The sequence below is a fragment of the Streptomyces sp. NPDC057136 genome (genome assembly GCF_042670885.1).
Classification (GTDB): domain Bacteria; phylum Actinomycetota; class Actinomycetes; order Streptomycetales; family Streptomycetaceae; genus Streptomyces.
Genome location: NZ_JBHUUV010000070.1, coordinates 1 through 19,595, shown reverse-complemented (window position 1 = coordinate 19,595; position 19,595 = coordinate 1). Strand labels below are relative to the sequence as shown.

Here is a 19,595-nt window from a genome sequence, read left to right as displayed (position 1 = left end):
CCGGAGGCCGTGGTTTCCGCTCTGGGCCGGGTCCACATCACCGGGAACACGGTCGACTGGCCGGCGTTCTACGCCGGGACCGGTGCTCAGCGCGTAGACCTGCCCACGTACCCCTTCCAGCATCAGCGCTACTGGCTCGACGGGGACCGGGATTCGTTGCTGGATCCAGGGGTCGCGGTGCCGGAGGGGTATCTGTTCACCGGCCGGGTGTCGTTGCAGAGTCACCCCTGGCTGGCTGATCACGTTGTCGCGGGTGTCGTCCTGCTGCCCGGCGCCGCGTTCGTGGAGTTGGTGATCCGGGCGGGTGACGAGGTTGGTTGCGATCTGCTCGACGAGTTGACGTTGGAGGCGCCGCTGGTGCTGCCTGAGCAGGGTGCGGTGGAGCTGCGGGTTCTGGTCGCCGAATCGGACGAGACCGGTCGGCGCGCGGTGAGCGTGCACGCGCGGTTCGGGGACGAGGCGTGGACGCGGCACGCCTCCGGTGTGCTGGCCGTCGGTGTCCCGGTCCCGGACTTCGACTTCACCGCCTGGCCGCCGGCGGGTGCGCAGCCGGTGCCGGTGGACGGTCTGTACGAGGGGCTTGCTGCGGCGGGGCTGGAGTACGGGCCGGTGTTCCAGGGGCTGACGGCTGCCTGGCGCAGGGGTGATGAGGTTTTCGCCGAGGTCGCTCTGCCCGAGGACGCGGACAGCGAGGCGTTCGGGCTGCATCCGGCGCTGCTGGACTCCGCCCTGCACGCCATCGCCCTGGCCGGTCCGGCCCAGGGACCCGGTCACCGGGATGACGCGGCCGTCCGGCTGCCGTTCTCGTGGAGCGGGGTCTCGCTGCACGTGGCGGGGGCCAGGACGCTGCGGGTGCGGGTGTCCGCACAGGGCGAGGGGGCATCGCTCGCCATCGCAGACGGCGCCGGGGCCCCGGTCGCCTCCGTCGGCTCGCTCGCGCTGCGACCGGTGGACGCGGCACAGCTGGCCGCGGCCCGCCGGAGCGGGAACGATCCGCTCTTCCGGGTGGACTGGGTCGCCGCGCCGATCGAGCCTGCCGGGGCCGCCGAGGCCACGGAGGGCTGGGCGCTGCTGGCGGCCGACGGCCTGCCTGTCAGGCGCCGTTACGAGGAACTGGCGGCCTTGCAGGCGGATGTCGGCGCAGGCGCGGCGGTGCCCGAGGTGGTGGTCGTGGAGTGCGGCACCGGGCGCGCCGGGACCGGCGACCTGCCCGGAGATGCCCGCACCGCCGCGGGGCGGGCCCTGTCGCTCGTTCAGGCATGGCTGCTCGACGAGCGGTTCGCCGACTCCCGCCTGGTGCTGCTGACCCGCCCGGCGGACCTGGCCGCGAGCACGGTCCGGGGGCTGATCCGCTCGGCCCAGTCGGAGAATCCTGGCCGCTTCGTGCTGGCGGAGCTCGACGGGGACGACCGTTCACCGGGCGTGCTGATCACAGCCGTCGCGGCGGGCGACGAGACGGAGATCGCCATCCGCGAGGGCGCGGTGTACGTGCCGCGGCTGGCGCGGGCCACCTCGCCCGCCGAGGCCGCCCCGCCGCGCTGGGGGAGCGACGCCACGGTGCTGGTCACCGGCGGCACGGGCTCGCTCGGTGCGCTGGTGGCTCGTCATCTGGTGGCTGAGCACGGTGTGCGGCGTTTGTTGCTGACCAGTCGCCGGGGCGTGGATGCCCCTGGTGCGGTCGAGCTGCGTGCCGAACTGGCGGGGCTGGGTGCCGAGGTGACGGTGGCGGCCTGTGATGTGGCGGACCGGGATGCGTTGGCCTTGTTGTTGGCCGAGCATCCGGTCACGGGTGTGGTGCATACCGCCGGTGTGCTGGACGACGGTGTCGTCGGTGCGCTGACCCCGGAGCGGCTGGACGTGGTGTTCCGGCCGAAGGTGGATGCCGCGTGGCATCTGCACGAGCTGACCCGGGACCTGAACCTCACGGCCTTTGTGCTGTTCTCCTCCGCGGCCGGCGTCTTCGGCGGCCCCGGACAGGGCAACTACGCTGCCGCCAACGCATTCCTCGATGCCCTGGCCCAGCACCGGGCCGCCGCCGGTCTGCCCGCTTCCTCGCTGGGCTGGGGGCTGTGGGAACAGACCGACGGGATGGGACGGCTGGATGACGCCGACCTCGCCCGGATGGGCCGGGGCGGTGTGCGGGCCCTGGCCACCGAGCAGGCGCTGGCCCTCTTCGATGCCGCGTCCGCCATGGACGACCCCACGCTGGTGCCGATCCGGCTGGACCTCGGATCCCTGGCCGGAGCTGTGGGCGAGGTGCCGCCGCTGCTGCGCGGCCTGGTGCGTACTCCGGTCCGTCGCGCCCGGGCCGCTTCCGTTGGCAGCTCCGTACTGGGCGAGCGACTGGCGCGGGCGACCGAGGCCGAGCGGGCCGCGGTCCTGCTCGACCTGGTCCGCGGCGAGGTGGCAGCGGTGCTGGGGCACAGCTACGCCTCCGAGGTGGAGCCGGAGCGGGCGTTCCGGGACATGGGCTTCGACTCGCTGACGGCGGTGGAACTGCGTAACCGGCTCATCGCCGGGACCGGGCTGAGACTCCCGGTGACGCTGGTCTTCGACTACCCGAACGCGGCGGCCATCGCCCGGTTCGTCGGCGAGGAGTTCGGGGGCACCGTCGCGCAGCCCGGTGCGGCTGTGCAGGCTGCCGGGGCCGGTGGGCCGGGCCAGGACGACCCGATCGTGATTGTCGGCATGAGCTGCCGGTTCCCGGGTGGGGTGGCCTCCCCGGAGCAGCTGTGGGACCTGGTGTCGTCCGGGACGGACGCGGTGTCGGCGTTCCCCACCCACCGCGGCTGGGACCTTGAGCGGCTCTACGACCCCGACCCGGACAAGCCGGGCACTAGCTATGTGCGCGAGGGTGGCTTCCTGCACGAGGCGGCGGAGTTCGACGCGTCCTTCTTCGGGATCTCGCCGCGTGAGGCGCTGGCGATGGACCCGCAGCAGCGGCTGCTGCTTGAAGCGTCCTGGGAGGCGTTCGAGCGGGCCGGGATCGACCCGGCGTCGGTGCGCGGCAGCCGCACCGGCGTCTTCGCGGGCTCGATGTACCACGACTACGCGACCGGGCTGCGCTCCATACCGGAAGGCGTGGATGGCTTCCTGGGCACCGGCACCTCCGGGAGCGTGGTGTCGGGCCGGCTGAGTTACGTCTTCGGTCTTGAGGGCCCGGCGGTGACGGTGGACACGGCGTGTTCCTCCTCGCTGGTGGCGCTGCATCTGGCGGTGCAGGCGCTGCGGACGGGAGAGTGCGATCTGGCGCTGGCCGGTGGCGCGACGGTGATGGCCACCCCGGTCTCGTTCATCGAGTTCTCCCGGCAGCGCGGGCTGGCCACCGACGGGCGGTGCAAGGCGTTCGCTGCCTCGGCGGACGGCACCGGCTGGTCGGAGGGCGCCGGCATGCTGCTCGTGGAGAGGCTGTCGGACGCGCGGCGCAAGGGTCATCAGGTGCTCGCAGTGGTGCGTGGCTCGGCGGTGAACCAGGACGGTGCGAGCAACGGCCTGACCGCGCCGAACGGTCCGTCCCAGCAGCGCGTCATCCGCCAGGCCCTGGCTAACGCTCGGCTTGAGCCCGGTGATGTGGACGCGGTGGAGGCGCACGGTACGGGGACCACGCTGGGTGACCCGATCGAGGCGCAGGCGCTGTTGGCGACGTATGGGCAGGGCCGGGGCGAGGGCGGCGAGCCGCTGTGGCTGGGATCGCTGAAGTCGAACGTCGGCCACACGCAGGCCGCGGCCGGTGTCGGCGGTGTGATCAAGATGGTCATGGCGATGCGGCACGGCATGCTGCCCAAGACCCTGCACGTCGATGAGCCGACGCCGCATGTGGAGTGGTCGGCCGGATCCGTGGAGCTGTTGACCGAGGCGCGCCAGTGGCCGGAGGGCCGCGGTCCGCGCAGGTCGGCGGTGTCGTCGTTCGGCTTCAGCGGGACGAACGCCCATGTGATCCTGGAGCAGGCCCCCGAGGCGGCCCCCGAGCCTGCCGGGACCGAGCCCACGGGTGCCGGGCTTCCGGTGGTGCCGTGGGTGCTCTCCGGCAGGACAGCGGAGGCGCTGAACGCCCAGGTGGAGCAGGTGCGCCGGGTCGCCTCCGGCCTGGACCCGCTGGACGTCGGCTTCACCCTCGCGACCGCGCGGGCCGCCTTCGGCCACCGTGCCGTGGCCGTGGGTGGAGACCTCGAACGGCTGGAGACCGGGCGGGTGTTCAGTGGCAAGCTCGCCATGCTCTTCACCGGGCAGGGTGCGCAGCGGGTCGGCATGGGCCGTGAACTGAGCGCGTCCTTCCCGGTGTTCGCCGCCGCCTTCGACGAGACCTGTGCCGCGCTGGGGCTCGGTCATGACGTCTTCGACGACCCGGACCTGCTGGACCGGACCGAGTTCACGCAGTGCGCGTTGTTCGCCGTCGAGGTGGCGTTGTTCCGGTTGGTGGAGTCGTGGGGTGTGCGCCCGGACTTCGTGGCGGGGCACTCGATCGGCGAGCTGACGGCCGCCCATGTGGCGGGGGTTCTCTCGCTGGCGGACGCGGCGACGCTGGTAGCGGCCCGCGGCCGGCTGATGCAGGCGCTGCCGTCCGGCGGTGCGATGGTGTCGCTCCAGGCCGCCGAGGAGGAGGTCCGTCCGTTGCTGAACGAGCGGGTGGACATCGCCGCCGTCAATGGCCCGAACGCGGTCGTGGTCTCCGGCGACGAGGACTCCGTCCGGGAGATCGCCGGTCATTTCGAGGCGCTGGGGCGCAAGACGAAGCGGCTGCGGGTCTCCCACGCCTTCCACTCGCCGCGGATGGACGCGATGCTGGGCGACTTCCGCAAGGTCGCCGAGTCGCTGACCTTCCGGGCGCCGCGCATTCCGGTGGTCTCGAACGTCACCGGGCGGATCGCGGACTCCGACGACTTGTGCTCGCCCGAGTACTGGGTACGTCATGTCCGGCAGGCGGTGCGGTTCGACGACGGTGTCAAGGCGCTCCATGCCGAGGGTGTGCGGACCTTCCTGGAGCTGGGCCCCGACGGGGTGCTCACCGCGATGGCTCAGGACTGCCTGCTGCTCGCCAAGGACGTGGCGTTCGTGCCGGTGCAGCGGCGGGACCGGGCCGAGTCGCGTGCGGCCGTCGGCGCACTGGCACGACTGCATGTGACGGGCACCGCTGTGGACTGGGCGGCGTTCTTCGCGGGCAGTGGCGCCCGGCGCGTCGACCTGCCCACCTACCCCTTCCAACGCCGGCGTTTTTGGCTGGAGTCCGGGGCGGCCTGGGGTACGGAGGCGGCGACGGCAGCCGATCCGGTGGACGCGGAGTTCTGGGCAGCGGTGGAGCGGGGGGACCTCGAATCCCTCGCAGCCACCTTGGACGTCGCCGGGGAGTCCCGGGAGACGCTGGCCGCGGCGCTGCCGCTGCTGGCCTCCTGGCGGAAGCGGCGGGCCGAGGACGCCGGGCCGGCGGGTCACGAAGCCGAGGAGCCGCTCGGCGCGTACGACGCGGAGGGCGAGGACCCGGACGAGGGCAGCGGGTTCATGGCACGACTGTCCGAGTTGTCCGGCTTCGAGAAGGAGGGTGAGCTGTGCGGGCTGGTGCTCGACCAGGCGGCCGTGGTGCTCGGGTACGACTCGCCCGACGATGTCGACGAGGACGCCGACTTCATGGATCTGGGCTTCACCTCGCTGCACGCCGTGGAGCTGCGGAACCGTCTGGAGCGGATCACCGGTCTCGAACTGCCGGCAGCCCTCATCTACGAGTGCCCGACGGCCCGCGAGATGGCCGTCTTCCTCCAGGACGAGCTGGCGGAACAGGCTGACGAGGACTGACGCCGAGGATGTGTGGCGGCTTCTCCGCCGGGTCCGGCCCACGGACCCGGCGGGTGCCGATCAGCCCAGGGAGCCCAAGAAGTCGCCCATGACGTCCAGGAAGAGCTCCGGCTCCTCCAGGTGCGGCATATGGCTGGACTCCTCGAAGATCTCCCAGCGCACATCCGGGATGCCGTCGTGGAACGGCTGCACCGTCGCCGGGGTGGCCTCGTCGTACCGGCCGCTGATCAGCAGCGTCGGCGCCTCGACGGCCGGGAGGCGGTCCACGACCGACCAGTCGCTCAGGGTGCCGATGACGTGGAAGTCGTTGGGGCCGTTCATCGTGCGGTAGACGGTGGGGTCGCCGGCCAGCGCGATGAACGTGGTCGCCAGCTCGGGCGGCACCGGGTCCACCCGGCATACGAACCGCTGGTAGTAGGCGAACATCGCCTGCTGGTACTCCGGGCTGTCGAACGTGCCTGCCGCCTCATGGTGGTTGAGCGCCGACTGCGTCTCCGGCGGTAGTTCGCCGCGCAGCCGCAGCGCCTCCGCGCGCCAGATTGGCATGGACGCCGGGGAGTCCGCGATGATCAGCCCGCGCAGCCCGGCAGGCTGCCGGACGGCGTGTTCCGCGCCGAGCATGCCGCCCCAGGACTGGCCGAAGAAGACGTAGTCGTCGGCTATGTCCAGCTGCTGGAGCAGGTTGTCCAGCTCGTCCAGGAAGAGGTCGACGGTCCAGAAGTCGGCGCCGCGCTCCGGGAGATGGGTGGAGCCGCCGTTGCCGAGCTGGTCGTAGTGCACGATGGGCCAGCCCTGCTCGGCGAGCGCGGTGAGCGCCAGCAGATAGTCGTGCGTGCTGCCGGGGCCGCCGTGGGCGACGATCAGCGGCGGGTTGCCGCTGTCCAGTTCACCGGTGACCCGGTACCAGGTCCGGTAATCGCCGAACGGAACGGTTCCCTTGGCACTCGGAGCTGCGAACACTTTGCTGACACCCCATCCGGAAGGCACTGAGCACGGCGCTGGGTCATGGCGTGCGCCATAAACGAGACGCAACGTATCAGGGCGTTGCCGCAGTACTGCCCGGACTTCCTCGGTAGGGGCTGGATCCGGGCCGGTAGGGGTTACCGCGCCGGTCTCCCTCATACACCCTTTGATCTGTTGCCGGGAATGGATGCGGTGGGCTGCGGTCAGTCTCCCGGCCGAAGTCTGATGGAGGCACCTCCGGCGGCGGGCCGGGTCGGGAGCACCGCCCGGCCGAAGGCTGGGAAGGTCTGAGCAGACGGCGGGGAACTGGTGAGTACGGCATTTGTCTTTCCTGGAATGGGACCGAATCGATTCGCCGACATGGCGAAGTTCATGTTGGTCAATCCAGTGGCGCGGCGGCTCTTCCCTGTAGCCGACGAAGCTGTCGGATATTCCGTAGTGGACCGCTTCCGCTCCTCCGACGACGACTACTCCGAAGCTGCCCAGGTGGCGTTCTTCGTCACTTGCGTCGCGCTGGCCGAATGGGCGCGTGACACCCTCGGCGAGGAGCCCCGGGTGTGTGCCGGTCCGAGCTTCGGCGTCAAGCCGATGATCGCTTTCTCCGAGGCGTTGCCGTTCGCGGACGCCGCCCGGCTGACCGCCCGGCTGGCCCGCTGCACCTCCGAGTACTTCGCCACCGAGCACCAGGACCTGGTGACGCTCTCCTTCGTGCGCGCACCGCAGGAGAAGCTGGAGCCGCTGCTCGCGGAGCTGACCGAGCGCGGTGAGTGGTACGACTTCTCGTGCTACCTCGACAACGGCTTCTACATGCTCACGCTGAGCGGTGGGTCCGTCGAGTGGCTGGAACGGCGGATCAGGTCGATCGGCGGACTGCCGCTGTACACGATGCGGCCGCCGATGCATTCTTCGCGGTTCTCCGCACTGCGCCAGAAGGTGCTCGACGAGGTAATCGCCGACGTCGAGTTCAGTGATCCGAAGCTTCCGGTCGTCGCGGATTCCGACGGCTCGGTCCTGCATTCCGCGGACGATGTACGCGCCTTGCTGCTGGATGGATTCGTGCGACCGGTCCGCTGGCCCGCTGTCGTGGAAACGCTGAAGGAAATGTCCGTGACCAAGGTGTGCGTCGCCGGCCCGGACAGCCTCTTCGGCCGTCTTGAGTGCACCGTTTCCCATTTCGATGTCCTGGCCGCCGATCCGAGACTCGCGATGCGGCCGCGCAAGTAATTGAGAAGCCGCGCAAGTAATTGAGAACCAGGGAAGGGAAAACCCCGTGTGGGACCAGCAGTTTGAGGAAATAATCCGCAGTAGCCTGCCGTTCCTCCCCGCCGACGAGCAGTTGCTCCCGGACCTCGACCTTCGTGACCACGGCCTCGACTCGCTCGGCATAGTCGAGCTTCTCGTGTCCCTCGAAGGCGGTTACGAGGTCAAGTTCGTCGACGACGCGCTGACCGCGGAGACCTTCTCCACCCCCGGAGTGCTGTGGAAGACCCTCTCCGGCCTCCGCGACGGCGACTCGCTGCCCGCCGCCTGATGGAGAACACGCTGCACGGACGGTTCCTGCGAGGCCTGGCCGTGGCCGCTGACCGGGACGCGTTCCGGGTCGCCGGCCACGGCGTGACGTACGCCGAGACGCACCGTTCGGCGCTGTCCTGGGCCGGTGAGCTGCATGCCGCGTCCGGCGGTCGGCCCCGCGCGGTCGGGGTCCTGGCCAGCAAGAGCGCCACGGCCTACATCGGCACCCTGGCCGCCCTGTACGCGGGCGCCGCGGTGGTCCCGTTGCACCCCGGCTTCCCGGCCGCCCGCACCCGGCAGGCGCTGGTCGCGGCCGGAGTCTCGGCGATCGTGACGGACGAACGGGGCGTGGGGCTGCTGCCCGGCATTCTCGAGTCGGGGCCGGACCTCCCCGTCCTGGTGGCCGAACGCGGGGCACGCCCCGAGGTGGCCCTGGACCGGCCGCTGCCCGTGGACCCGCAGGACACGGCCTACGTCCTGTTCACCTCCGGCTCGACCGGCCGCCCCAAGGGCGTGCCGATCTCGCACGGCAGCACCGCGCACTACTTCCGTACCCTCGACGCGCGCTACGACTTCACCCCCCACGACGTCTTCTCACAGACGTTCGACCTGACCTTCGACTGCGCGATGTTCGACCTGTTCTGCGCCTGGGGAGCCGGGGCGTGCGTCGTGCCGGTGCCCGCCCATGCGTACCGGGCTTTCCCGGAGTTCGTAGCCGAGCAGGGGATGACGGTCTGGTTCTCCACCCCGAGCAGCATCGCGCTGCTGCGCAAGACCGGCGCGCTGGCGCCCGACGCGCTGTCCGGGCTGCGCTGGAGCCTGTTCGCGGGCGAGCCGCTGCGGTCCGAGGACGCCCAGGAGTGGCTGTGTGCCGCGTCCGGCTCGACGCTGGAGAACCTCTACGGACCGACCGAGCTGACCATCACCTGCGCCACGCACCGATGGTCGCCGCAGACCTCGCCGGACCGCTGCGTCAACGGGGTGGTGCCCATCGGCCCGGTGTACGACGGTCTCGACCACATCCTGGTGGACCCGGACGGTGAACCGGGCGACGACGAGGGCGAACTGTGCGTGTCCGGGCCGCAGATGTGCGCCGGATACCTGGACCCGAACGACAACCACGGGCGCTTCCTGGAGCGGGACTCCCGCACCTGGTACCGCACCGGCGACCGGGTGCGCCGCTTCGCCGACGGCGAGCTGGCCTACCTGGGCCGGGTCGACGACCAGGTCCAGTTGCAGGGCTGGCGGGTCGAACTGTCCGAGATCAGCCACGCGGTGCGCGCCTGCCCCGGAGTCGAGGAGGCGGCCGTCGTCGTCGCTCCGCTCGCCGGCGACGAACTCGTCGTCTTCTACACCGGAAGGCCCGCCGCGCCGGTCGAACTGGCCCGGGCGCTGCGGTCCCTGCTTCCGCAGGACCTCATCCCACGACACTTCCAGCACTTGGACGGAATGCCGTTGAACGCGAACCGGAAGATCGACCGAGTCGGCCTGCGGTCCCGCGCGGAGGAGCTGTTCACCCCCGCTGCCCGCATGCTGCACGAACTCCTGGACGAGACGGCGTCCGCGACGCCCGACGCGCTCGCCGTGCGGGACACGCGGGAGTCATGGACGTACCGCCAACTTGCCGAGCAGAGCCATGCGTTCGCCCACTGGCTCACCGCCCGGGGGGTGGTCCGCGGGGAGCGGATCCTGGTCCAGCTGCCGAACATGCGGGAACTGGTCGCCATGTTCTACGGCTGCGCCCGCCTCGGCGTGGTCATGGTGCCGCTCAACCCCTGCATGAAGGAGTTCCACCTGCGCTCGGTCATCGAGGACAGTGAGCCCAGGCTCGCCGTCGTCGAGGAACCGGCGGTGGCGGCGCTGCGCGAGCTGAGCGGCCTGCCCGTGCACGGCGTCGGAGCCGTATGGTCGGAACTCGCCGCCCTCGGCGGCGCCGTGCAGACCGCGGACTCCGGGGCGCAGCCGTCCGACCTGGGCGTACTCATCTACACCTCGGGAAGCACCGCCGCGCCGAAGGCGGTCATGTGCCCGCAGGCGCAGATGACCTTCGCCGCACGCGCCATCCAGGAAGAGCTGGGTTACCGGGCGGACGACGTGGTGTACTGCCGGGTCCCTCTCTCCTTCGACTACGGCCTGTTCCAGATCCTGCTGTCCTGCCTGGCCGGGGCCGAGCTGGTGCTCGCCGGTGGCCAGGTCGACATCAAGCTGCTCAGCGAGATCCGGGAGTACGGCGCGACCGTCTTCCCCGCCGTCCCCTCGCTGGCCCAGGTGCTCGTCAGGCTCGGCGAGCGCGACCCGGGCGAGACCCGGCTGCGGATGTTCACCAACACCGGGGCCGCGCTCCAGCAGATGACCATCGACGGGCTGCGCCGGTCCTTCCCCGGTGCGAGCGTGGTGCGGATGTTCGGCACCACCGAGTGCAAGCGCATCTCGGTCATGCCCCCGGACCTGGAGCACGAGCGGCCCGACTCGGTCGGCCGCCCGCTGCCCGGCACCCAGGTGGTCGTCCTGGACGAGGCCGGGGCAGCGTTGCCGCCGGGCGAGTCCGGCGAGATCACGGTCACCGGACCGCATGTGATGGCCGGGTACTGGCGTGCGCCCGAGCTGACCGCGAGGACGTTCCGGCGTGACGAGCGCACCGGTGAGGTCCGTCTGCACACCGGCGACTACGGCTGGCTCGACGCGGACGGCTTCCTGTACTTCGGGGGGCGGCGCGACGACGTGTTCAAGCGCAGCGGCACTCGGATGAGCACCACGGAGATCGAGGCCGCGGCCATGGACATCCCCGGCGTCCGGGCGGCCGCGGTGCTGGCCCCGACCGAGGAGCGGGACCTGGCCCTGTGCGTGGTCGGCGATGTGCGCCCGACTGCGGTCCGCCGGGAACTGGCCCGGCGACTGGAGCGCGCGAAGATCCCGGAGATCTGCCTGGTGCTGGACGAGCTTCCGCTCACCCTCAACGGCAAGAACGAGAAGAAGCAGCTGGCCGTCCTGGTCGACCAGGCACTGCGCGGTGGCGCGGACGGCCGTACGAACGGGAACGGCGGGGGATCCGGATGAGCCGGCGCAAGGAACTGGTGCAGCGGTTCGGTTCGCCGCTGTACGTCTACGACCTGGACCGCGTCCGCGCCGCCCGGCAGGATCTGCGGGCCGCCCTACCGCCCCAGTTCACCCTCTTCTACTCGCTGAAGGCCAATCCGCATCCGGAGATCGCCCGGGCTCTGGGCACGGGTGAGGGGGCCTGCCGGGCCGAGGTCTGCTCGATGGGAGAACTGGACTCGGCCCTCGAAGCCGGTTTTCCCGCCGCGGAGATCCTCTACGGCGGACCGGGCAAGACCGCGGCCGAGCTGGACCAGGCGGTCCGGGCCGGGGTGCGGCACTTCTCCGTGGAGTCCGTCGGCGACCTACGCCGGGTCGGTGCCGTGGCCACGGACCACGATGCCGTCGCCGACTGCCTGCTGCGGGTCAACAGCGAGTCGTCCGCCGCCACGTCCAGCATCCGGATGACCGGCACCCCCTCCCAGTTCGGCATCGACGGCGAGACCCTCGCCGACAGCGCCGAGGAGCTGCGGAGCGTCCCCGGCACCAGGCTGGTCGGCGCCCACTTCTTCCCGCTGAGCAACGCCCGCGACGAGGAGAGCCTGATCTCCGAGTTCCGGCAGAGCATCGAGGCGGCCGCCCGGATGCGCGACGAACTCGGCCTGCCCATGCGCTTCCTGGACATCGGCGGCGGATTCGCCGCCTCGTACGCCGGGCCGGGCGAACGCCCCCGGTACCAGAAGCTGCGCGGGGAGCTGGAGCAGACCCTCGATGTGCACTTCCCGGGTTGGCGCGAGGGCGAGGTGCAGATCGCGTGCGAGTCCGGCCGCTATCTGGTCGGAGACAGCGGCGAGCTGCTGACCAGGGTCACCAACATCAAGACGAGCCGGGGCAGGAAGTTCGTCATCCTCGACGCGGGCATCAACACCTTCGGCGGCATGGCAGGGCTGGGCCGTCTGCTGCCGCTGTCCATCACGGTGGACGCCGACCGTACCGGCACCGGGGAAGGCGAACCCCAGGGGGACGAACTGGCCACCCTCGTAGGCCCGTTGTGCACTCCGGGCGACATCCTCGGCCGCAATGTCAGCGTGCCGGCGCTCAGCGAGGGCGACCTCGTCACCATCCCCAACGCCGGCGCCTACGGCGCCACCGCCAGTCTGCTCCACTTCCTCAGCCGCCCGGCCCCTGCCGAAGTCCTGGTGTCCGGTGACGAGGTCGTCTCTGCCACGCGGCTGGAGACGGCCCGGACCCGCGTCCCGGAGTAGACGCTCACACACCGGGCTCCCCGGTAACAGATCCAACGACATGAACGAACGAATGGGTGGAATGCGCGGATGAGCCTCCTCGACCTGGTCACTGAGACGGCGGTGATGGTCCTGCGCAAGGCGGGCCGCGACATTCCCGACCCCGGCGCGCTGCGCGGCGGACGCACCTTCCTGGACCTGGGATTCGACTCGCTGGCCGCTGTCGCCATGCACAAGCGGCTCGGCGAGGAACTGGGCATCGAACTGCCCGTCACCGTCACCTTCGACCACCCGACCCCCGCCGCAATGGCCCGCTATCTGCACGGCCGGCTCCACGGCGGCCAGGCGGAGCCGGAGGCCGTGCACCCGGCCCGGCCCGGCCGCGCGGATGACGAGCCGGTCGCGATTGTGGCCATGGCCTGCCGCTACCCCGGCGGCGTCAGCACCCCCGAGCAGCTGTGGCAGCTGGTTGCCGACGGCGGCGACGCGATCTCCGGCCTGCCCGTCGATCGCGGCTGGGACCTGGAGGGGCTCTACGACCCCGACCCGGACAAGCCGGGCACGAGTTATGTGCGCGAGGGCGGCTTCCTGCACGAGGCCGCCGAGTTCGATGCCGAGTTCTTCGGGATCAGCCCGCGCGAGGCGACGGCGATGGACCCGCAGCAGCGGCTGCTGCTGGAGGCGTCGTGGGAGGTGCTGGAGCGGGCCGGGATCGACCCGGTATCGGTGCGCGGCACCGGTGCCGGGGTGTTCGTCGGTGCCGAGCCGCAGGAGTACGGCCCCCGGCTGCACGAGGCGCCGGAGGGCCTGGAGGGCTATCTGCTCACCGGCAATGCCACCAGCGTGGTCTCCGGCCGCGTCGCCTACGTCCTGGGCTTGGAGGGGCCGACCCTGACCGTGGACACCGCGTGCTCCGGCTCGCTGGTGGCGCTGCACCTGGCGGTGGCGGCGCTGCGGGCCGGTGAGTGCGACATGGCGCTGGCCGGCGGTGTCGCGGTGATGTCGAGCCCCGGTACGTTCACCGCGTTCTCCCGGCAGCGTGGGCTGGCGCGGGACGGGCGCTGCAAGGCGTTCTCCGCGTCGGCGGACGGTACCGGCTGGGCCGAGGGCGTCGGCATGCTGTTGGTGGAGCGGCTGTCGGACGCGCGGCGCAACGGTCATCAGGTGCTGGCGGTGGTGCGTGGCTCGGCGATCAACCAGGATGGTGCGAGTAATGGTCTGACGGCGCCGAACGGTCCGTCGCAGCAGCGGGTGATCCGGCAGGCGCTGGCCAATGCTCGGCTTGAGCCCGGTGATGTGGACGTGGTCGAGGCGCATGGCACGGGTACGACGCTGGGTGACCCGATCGAGGCGCAGGCGTTGCTGGCGACTTACGGGCAGAACCGGCCGGAGGATGCCGAGCCGTTGTGGCTGGGGTCGTTGAAGTCGAACATCGGGCACAGCCAGGCGGCGGCCGGTGTCGGTGGTGTGATCAAGATGGTCATGGCGATGCGGCACGGTGTGCTGCCCCGGACCCTGCATGTCGGGGAACCGAGCCCGCACGTGGACTGGGAGTCGGGGGCGGTCGAGCTGCTGACCGAAGCCCGCGACTGGCCCTCGGACGCCGAACGCCGCCGGCGTGCGGGTGTCTCGTCGTTCGGTATCAGCGGCACCAACGCCCACGTGATCCTGGAGCAGGCACCCGAGCACGACGCCCCTGCCGAGACCGATGCCGAGCTGCCGGTGACGGCTGTGCCGTGGGTGGTGTCCGGCAGAACGCCCGAGGCGCTGACGGCACAGATCGCCCGGCTGCGCGAGGCGACCGCCGGGCTGGACCCACTGGACGTCGGATACGCACTGGCGGGCCGGACCGCGTTCGAGCACCGGTCGGTGGCGCTCGACGGCGACCTCGACCGGCCGGTGACCGGCCGGGCCCTGGGCCACAAGCTCGCTGTGCTGTTCACCGGGCAGGGCTCCCAACGGGCGGGCATGGGACGCGAACTCCACGCGGCGTTCCCGGTGTTCGCGCGGGCACTCGACGAAGCCTGCGGCTATCTCGACCTCCAGCTCGATACGCCGCTGCGCGAGGTGATGTTCGCCCCGGAGGGCTCGCCCGAGGCCGCCCTGCTGCACCGGACGATGTACACCCAGACCGCACTGTTCGCCCTCGAAGTGGCGCTGTTCCGGCTGGTCGAGTCCTGGGGCGTGCGGCCGGACTTCGTCGCCGGCCACTCGGTCGGCGAGCTGGCCGCTGCCCATGTCGCCGGTGTGCTGTCGCTGGAGGACGCCGCCATGCTGGTGGCGGCCCGGGGACGGCTGATGCAGGAGCTTCCCGGCGGTGGCGCCATGGTCTCGTTGCAGGCCACGGAGGACGAGGTACGTCCGCTGCTCGCCGAGGGCACGGACATCGCTGCCGTCAACGGCCCCCGCTCCGTGGTGATCTCCGGTGACGAGGACGCCGTCCAGCGGATCGCGGACCGCTTCGAGAAGTCGAAGCGGCTCAATGTCTCGCATGCGTTCCACTCCCGGGACATGGACGGCATGCTCGACGAGTTCGCCCGGATCGCGGAGATCCTCGACTACGCGCCGCCCCGCATACCGGTCGTGTCCAACCTGACCGGACAGCAGGCCACCGACGAGGAGCTGTGCTCGCCCGACTACTGGGTCAGGCATGTGCGGCAGGCCGTCCGCTTCCACGACGGCATCCGGCTGCTGGAGCAGGAGGGCGTGCGCACCTTCCTCGAACTGGGCCCGGACGCCGTGCTCTCGGCGATGGCCGCCGCCTGCCTCACCGACCCGGACGCCTCCGCGCTGGTCCCGGCGCTGCGCCGCGACCGGCCGGAGAAGGACCGCCTGACCGCTGCGCTCGCGGCCGTCCATGTGCGGGGCGCGGACGTGGACTGGGCGGAGTTCCTCGCAGCCCGCCACCCCGGCCGGCCCCCGCGCCGAACCGAGCTGCCCACGTACGCCTTCCAGCGGAAGCGGTACTGGCTGGACGCTCCGGCCGCGACCGGTGACGCCTCCGGATTCGGCCTGGTCCCTGCGGGACACCCGCTGCTGGGCGCCGAGCTCAACCTGGCCGAATCCGGCGCACTGGTGCTGGTCGGCCGCCTCTGCCTGCGGACTCACCCCTGGCTGGCCGACCACGCCGTCTCGGGCGTGGTGCTGCTGCCGGGCACCGCGTTCCTGGAGCTGGCGATCCAGGCCGGAGACCGCACCGGATGCGAGGTCCTGGAGGAACTCACCCTCCAGGCGCCGCTGCTGATCCCCGACCGCGGTGCCGTGCAGCTCCAGGTGGCCGTCACCGAGCCCGACGACTCCGGCCGCCGCACGCTGTCCATCCACTCGCGGCCCGAGAACTCCGAGAGCGACGCCTTCGACCAGCCGTGGACCAGGCATGCCTCCGGAGTGCTGGTCACCGCCGGCATCCATGGCGCCGCACCCTCCTTCGACCTGTCCGTGTGGCCGCCCCAGGGCGCGTCCGCCTACCCCGGGATGGACGGGTTCTACGACCGGTTGACGGAGCAGGGCTACGGCTACGGGCCCGCCTTCCAGGGTCTGCGGGCGGCATGGCGGCGTGGCGACGAGGTCTTCGCCGAGGTCGCCCTGCCGGACGGCGTCGAACCTGGCTCCTTCGGGGTGCACCCGGCACTGCTGGACGCGGCACTGCACGCCATCGGACTCGACGCGGAGTCCGGGCCGGAGCTGCCGTTCGCCTGGAGCGGTGTCACCCTGCACGCCGTGGGCGCCCGCACGCTGCGGGTCCGGGTGTCCCTGAGCCCGGCCGGCGGATTCACCCTGGAGCTGGCCGACGGCACCGGCGCGCCGGTGGCCTCGGTGGAGTCGATGGTGCTGCGGCCCGCCCCGGCGGACCTGGCCGCCCAGACCGCGAGCGGCGGACTCCACGAGTCGCTGTTCCGGCTGGAATGGACCGAAGTAACGGGCGCGGGCGCCGCCACCGAGCGGTTCGTCGTACTCGGCGAGAGCGGCACCGCGCACCATGACCTGGCGTCGTTCGGCGCGGCGATCACTGCCGGTGCCGCCGTCCCCGACACGGTGGTGGCACCCCTCGACGCCTGCCGAACGGACGACCCCACCCCGGCCGCCGCCCGGGCCGGGATGCGGCAGGCCCTGGACCTGGTCCAGGAGTGGCTGGCGGACGAACGGTTCGCCGCCTCCCGGCTCGCGCTGCTGATGAAGGGTGGCGACGACCTCACCCGCACCGCGGTGTCCGGCCTGGTGCACTCGGCGCAGGAAGAGCACCCGGACCGGTTCGTGCTCGTCGACGTGGACGAGACGCCGGAATCCTGGCAGGCGCTGCCGACCGCGCTCGGCTCGCGTGAGCCGGAGGTCGCGGTCCGCGACGGCGTCGTGTTCGTCCCCCGCCTGGCCCGGGTCCCGGTCCCCGCGGGCGACGGAGCCCCTGCCGATCGCGACTTCCGGGACGGTGCCCGCGCGGACGCTGCTTCCGTGGACGGTGACGGGCCTGCCGCCACGGCCCCGTGGACGGCCGACGGCACCGTCCTGATCACCGGCGGCACCGGCGGCCTCGGCTCGCTGCTCGCCCGCCACCTGGTCGGCCGGCACGGCGTGCGCCGTCTGCTGCTGGCCGGGCGGCGCGGACCGGAGGCACCCGGTGCGGCCGAGCTGACCGCCGAACTTGCCCAGCTGGGCGCCGAGGTCACCGTGGCAGCCTGCGACGTGGCCGACCGGGACGCGCTGGCGGCACTGCTCGCAGCCATCCCCGCCGAGCATCCGCTGACCGCGGTCGTGCACACCGCGGGCGTGCTCGACGACGGTGTCGTCACCGCACTGACCGCGGACCGGCTGGACGCGGTGTTCCGGCCCAAGGCGGACGCGGCCTGGCATCTGCACGAGCTCACGCGCGAGCTCGAACTGTCGGCGTTCGTGCTCTTCTCCTCCTGCGCCGCCACCCTGGACGGCGGGGGCCAGGGCAACTACGCGGCGGCCAACGCCTTCCTCGACGGGCTCGCCCGCCACCGCCGATCGGCCGGGCTGCCCGCCGTGGCCCTCGCCTGGTCCCTGTGGGCCGAGAGCACCGGCATGGCCGGGCAACTGGACGAGGCGGACCTCAGACGCGTGGCGCGCTCCGGCCTGCCCGCACTGTCGACCGGGGAGGGCCTCGCGCTGTTCGACGCCGCACTCGCCAGCGGCGAAGCCGCCCTGCTGCCCATGCGGGTGGACCCGGCAGCGCTGCGCAGCAGGGCGGGCGGCGTGCCGGCTGTGCTGCACGGGCTGGTGAGGCCGACCCGCCAGGTGGCGCGGACCGGGGCCGCTGCCGGCCCGGGTGGCTCACTGCGCGCCACCCTGGAGGCGCTGCCGGAGGCCGAACGCGGAACGGCACTCCTGGACCTGGTCCGCGCCGAGGTCGCCACCGTCCTCGGCCACAGCGGCTCCGAAGCCATCGAGGCCGAACGCGCCTTCAACGCCATCGGCTTCGACTCCCTCGCTGCCGTCGAACTGCGCAATCGGCTGAACGCCGCCACGAGCCTGCGGCTGCCCGCGACCCTGACCTTCGACTACCCGACCGCCGCGGCGCTCGCCGAGCACCTCGGTGAGATCGTCCTGGGCAGTGCAGGTCCCGCGGCCGGCTCGTCGGCGCCTGCCCCGGCCCCGGCGGCGGTGGACGACGAACCCATCGCCATCGTGGGCATGAGTTGCCGCTACCCGGGCGGGGTCTCCTCGCCGGAAGAGCTGTGGCAGCTGGTCGCGGCAGGCAAGGACGGCATCACGAGCTTCCCGGACGATCGTGGCTGGGATGTCGAAGTGCTCTATGACCCGGACCCTGACAAGTCCGGGACGACCTATTCGGTCGAGGGCGGCTTCCTGCACGACGCGGCGGAGTTCGACGCGGACTTCTTCGGGATCTCGCCGCGTGAGGCGCTGGCGATGGACCCGCAGCAGCGACTGTTGCTGGAGACCTCGTGGGAGGCCTTCGAGCGCGCGGGGATCGACCCGGTGTCGATGCGCGGCAGCCGCACCGGCGTCTTCGCCGGTGTGATGTACCACGACTTCGGTGCCCGTCTGCGGCACGTACCCGAAGGACTTGAGGGGTACGTCGGAAACGGCAGCCTGGGCAGTGTGGTCTCCGGCCGGGTGTCGTACTCGCTGGGTCTTGAGGGTCCGGCGGTGACGGTGGACACGGCGTGTTCGTCGTCGCTGGTCGCCCTGCACTGGGCGATCCAGGCGCTGCGCCAGGGCGACTGCGAGATGGCGCTCGCGGGCGGCGTCACGGTGATGACCACCCCGGACACGTTCATCGACTTCTCCCGGCAGCGCGGGCTGGCGCGGGACGGACGCTGCAAGGCGTTCGCGGCCGCGGCGGACGGCACGGGCTGGGGCGAAGGTGTTGGTGTGCTGCTGGTGGAGCGGCTGTCGGATGCGCGGCGCAAGGGTCATCAGGTGCTGGCGGTGGTGCGTGGGTCGGCGGTGAACCAGGATGGTGCGAGTAACGGTCTGACCGCGCCGAACGGTCCGTCCCAGCAGCGCGTCATCCGCCAGGCCCTGGCCAGCGCCCGGCTTGAGCCCGGTGATGTGGACGCGGTGGAGGCGCATGGCACGGGTACGACGCTGGGTGACCCGATCGAGGCGCAGGCGTTGCTGGCGACCTACGGGCAGAACCGGCCGGAGGATGCCGAGCCGTTGTGGCTGGGGTCGTTGAAGTCGAATCTGGGTCATACGCAGGCCGCGGCGGGTGTCGCCGGTGTGATCAAGATGGTCATGGCGATGCAGCACGGTGTGCTGCCCAAGACCCTGCATGTGGATGAGCCGTCGCCGCAGGTGGAGTGGTCGGCGGGTGCGGTGGAGCTGCTGACCGAGTCGCGGGAGTGGCCGCAGCGGGAGCAGCAGCCCCGGCGTGCGGGTGTGTCGTCGTTCGGGATCAGTGGCACGAATGCGCATGTGATTCTGGAGGAGGCGCCGGAGGCTGATGTCCCGGTTGTTGTGGGTGATGTCGAGTTGCCGGTGGTGCCGTGGGTGGTGTCGGGCAAGACGCCGGAGGCGCTGGCCGAGTCGATCGAGCAGCTGCGTGAGGCCGGGGCGGACCTGAATCCG

Annotated in this window: 5 protein-coding genes and 2 pseudogenes; 6 read left to right on the top strand and 1 reads right to left on the bottom strand. The window is 71.6% G+C overall.

Features of this window, described 5'->3' with window-relative positions:
* Positions 1–6: 6 nt before the first annotated feature.
* A pseudogene (locus tag ACFT7S_RS37730) lies at positions 7–5,787 on the top strand (type I polyketide synthase); the annotation flags it as partial.
* Positions 5,788–5,847: 60 nt separating this feature from the next.
* Here ACFT7S_RS37730 and ACFT7S_RS37725 read toward each other — a convergent pair.
* Entirely contained in the window at positions 5,848–6,747 is a 900-nt protein-coding gene (locus ACFT7S_RS37725; RefSeq protein ID WP_382740793.1) for a proline iminopeptidase-family hydrolase, read from the bottom strand.
* Positions 6,748–7,110: 363 nt separating this feature from the next.
* On the opposite strand from ACFT7S_RS37725, the gene ACFT7S_RS37720 reads away from it, so the two are divergent.
* The 5 genes and pseudogenes from ACFT7S_RS37720 to ACFT7S_RS37700 form a co-directional block, all read left to right on the top strand.
* On the top strand, positions 7,111–7,974 hold the full coding sequence (locus tag ACFT7S_RS37720; protein ID WP_382740790.1) for an ACP S-malonyltransferase: 864 nt from the start codon (positions 7,111–7,113) through the stop codon (positions 7,972–7,974).
* 46 nt (positions 7,975–8,020) lie between these two features.
* Positions 8,021–8,281: an acyl carrier protein gene (locus ACFT7S_RS37715; RefSeq protein WP_382740787.1), complete on the top strand. Its 261-nt coding sequence runs from the start codon at positions 8,021–8,023 to the stop codon at positions 8,279–8,281.
* Entirely contained in the window at positions 8,281–11,319 is a 3,039-nt protein-coding gene (locus tag ACFT7S_RS37710) for an AMP-binding protein (protein ID WP_382740784.1), read from the top strand. The genes ACFT7S_RS37715 and ACFT7S_RS37710 overlap by 1 nt, the downstream gene beginning before the upstream one ends.
* Complete coding sequence (locus tag ACFT7S_RS37705; RefSeq protein ID WP_382740782.1) at positions 11,316–12,563, top strand: type III PLP-dependent enzyme; 1,248 nt, start codon at positions 11,316–11,318, stop codon at positions 12,561–12,563. Before ACFT7S_RS37710 ends, ACFT7S_RS37705 begins: the two co-directional genes overlap by 4 nt.
* A 72-nt stretch (positions 12,564–12,635) precedes the next feature.
* Positions 12,636–19,595, top strand: a pseudogene (locus tag ACFT7S_RS37700) (SDR family NAD(P)-dependent oxidoreductase); the annotation flags it as partial.